Here is a 2536-nt window from a genome sequence, read left to right as displayed (position 1 = left end):
GCGTCGAGGGTGCGCACGACGACGCGCCGGCCCTCGAAGGGCGCGAAGACGCCGCGGTAGATCTCCGTCTGCTCCTCGACCGTCGGCGCCCTGGTCGCCGAGAGGTAGACGAACTCGGTGCGGAAGAGGCCCACGCCCTCGAGGTCCTGGGCACCCGCGGCGACGGCGTCCTCGACGCCGCCGATGTTGGCGAGCAGGGCGACCTCGGCGCCGTCGGCGGTGCGGCCGGGGCCCGACAGCTTCGCGAGCGCCTCGGCGCGGCGGGCGGCCCGCTCGCGCTGCGCGGTGACGAGGCCCAGGTCCGGGTCGACCGTGACCTCGCCGGTGTCGCCGTCGAGCGCCACGGGCGTGCCGGCCGGGATCTCCATGGCGTCGGCGAGCTGCACTACGGCGGGGATGCCCATCTGCGCGGCGAGGATCGCCGTGTGGCTGGTGCGGCCGCCGGTCTCGGTGATGATGCCGACGACGAGCCGCCGGTCGAGGGTCGCCGTCTCGGCGGGCGCGAGGTCCTCCGCGACGATGACGCTGGGCTGGTCGAAGGCGGGTACGCCGGGGGCCGGGACCCCGAGCACCGCGGCGATCGCGCGCGAGCCGACGTCTCGCAGGTCGGCCACCCGCTCGGCGAAGTAGCCGCCGAGCGCCTCGAACTGGGCGGCATACGTCTCGACGGCGTTCTCGATGGCGTGCGCCCGGCCGTGGCCCGCGGCGAGCTCCTTGGCGGCGGCCTTGACGAGGCCCTTGTCGCGGGCGATGAGGGCCGTCGCCTTGAGGATCTGCTGGGCCGTGTCGTCCACGCGGGTGGCCCGCTCCTCGAGCGAGACCGCGACCGACTCGAAGGCGGCGCGGACGTCGGCGAGCGCCGCCGCCTGCCCCGCCTCGTCGCCGGCCGCCTCCTCGTGGGCCGGCGGCCGGACCGGGGGCGCGACGAGCACCACCGGGCCGTATGCCGTGCCCGGGCTCACGCCGATCCCGTGCCGGGTCTGCGGCGACGTCTCGGGCGAGGCTGCGCTCGGGGTCTGGGGCGTGTCGGTCTCGGCCATGCTCGTTACTCCGCGTCGAGGTCGCGCGAGAGCAGCGCGACGAGGGAGTCGAGCGTGGCGTCGGCGCCGTCGCCCTCCGCCGTCAGGACGACCTCCTCGCCGTACCTGGCCCCGAGGGCCATGACGCCGAGGATGCTCGTCGCGTCGACCGGGTCCTCGCCGGGCTTGGCGATCTCGACGTCGAGGCCGGAGCTGCTGGCGGCCTCCACGAAGAGGGCGGCGGGGCGGGCGTGCAGGCCCACCGACGAGGCGATGGTGACGGTGCGGGTTGCCATGGACGTGCTCCTTCGTTGGATGCGGGTGTCGTGCTGTCTGGAGATCAGGAGGCTTCGAGGGACTCGGGGCCTCGGGATGGATCGGCGGTCACGCCCTGCTCAGACGGTAGCCGTGGCCTCGACCTGCGCGAGGTTCGCTTCACGGGACCGGAGCGCGATGAAGATCAGCGTCATCACGGCGATGCCGACCACCAGGGAGAGGAGGAAGAGGGCGAAGTTGCCGATGAGCGGCAGCACCCAGATGCCTCCGTGCGGGGCCCGCAGCGTGGCGCCGAAGAGCATGACCAGGGCGCCGGTGACGGCGGAGCCGACGACCGAGCTGGCGATGACGCGGAACGGGTCGGCGGCCGCGAACGGGATCGCACCCTCGGAGATGAACGACAGGCCGAGCAGCCAGGCGGCCTTGCCGTTCTCACGCTCGGGCTCGGAGAAGAGCTTCGGGCGCAGGCTGGTCGCCAGCGCCATCGAGAGCGGGGCCACCATGCCGGCAGCCATGACGGCGGCCATGATCTTCAGCTGCGGGGCGTCGGTCGCGGCACCGGCTGCCGCCAGGCCGGTGGTCGCGAAGGCGTAGGCGACCTTGTTGACCGGGCCGCCGAGGTCGAAGCCCATCATTGCGCCGAGGATGAGGCCCAGGACGACCGCGCTGGCGCCGTTCATGCTCGTGAGCCAGCTGTTGAGGCCGTTGGTGAGCGCGGTGATCGGGCGGCCGAGGACCGTGATGAACAGGCCGATCGTGATGAAGGAGGACAGCAGTGGGATGACGACGACCGGCATGACGCCGCGGACCCCCTTGGCGACGTTCCAGCCCGACACCCACCGGGCGACGAAGCCGCCGAGCAGGCCGGTGACGATGCCGCCGAGGAAGCCGGCGCCCATCGTCGCCGCGACGAAGCCGCCGACGATGCCGGGCACGAGGCCGGGGCGGTCGGCGATGGCGAAGGCGATGAAGCCGGAGAGGATCGGCACGAGGAAGCTGAAGGCCGCGCTGCCGATGACGAAGCAGAGCGCCGCCCACGAGGTGAGGCTGAGGGCGTTGAAGGTCTCGGCGATGTTGAGCGGGTCGCCGGGCTTGAGGTTGTACTTCACGATCTCGATGGCGCCGTTGGAGCCCATGGCGACCTGGGCGAGCATGAAGGAGATGGCGATGAGGATGCCGCCGGCCGCGACGAACGGGATCATGTAGGAGACACCGGTCATCAGCCACTGGCGGATCTTCGT

3 protein-coding genes are annotated in these 2536 nt (G+C 72.6%); all 3 read right to left on the bottom strand.

The window, feature by feature from the left end; translation table 11 throughout:
• Positions 1-1040 (bottom strand): PEP-utilizing enzyme (locus tag ABD194_RS18655; protein ID WP_343994274.1); only part of this gene is annotated, 1040 nt, incomplete at its 3' end.
• Positions 1041-1045: 5 nt separating this feature from the next.
• On the bottom strand, positions 1046-1315 hold the full coding sequence (locus ABD194_RS18650; protein ID WP_343994272.1) for an HPr family phosphocarrier protein: 270 nt from the start codon (positions 1313-1315) through the stop codon (positions 1046-1048).
• A 99-nt stretch (positions 1316-1414) separates the two neighbouring features.
• A partial coding sequence (locus ABD194_RS18645) for a PTS fructose transporter subunit IIC (RefSeq protein WP_343994270.1) occupies positions 1415-2536 on the bottom strand: 1122 nt, incomplete at its 5' end.

This window comes from Terrabacter terrae (genome assembly GCF_039529575.1).
In the GTDB taxonomy this organism is placed as follows: domain Bacteria; phylum Actinomycetota; class Actinomycetes; order Actinomycetales; family Dermatophilaceae; genus Terrabacter; species Terrabacter terrae.
Note: the sequence above shows the minus strand (reverse complement) of the source record. Positions and strands in the feature narration are given on the sequence as shown.

What these genes read in the sequence shown, in the direction of transcription:
- ABD194_RS18650 (WP_343994272.1), bottom strand. Translation starts at nt 1,315, where the DNA reads ATGGCAACCCGCACCGTCACCATCGCCTCGTCGGTGGGCCTGCACGCC.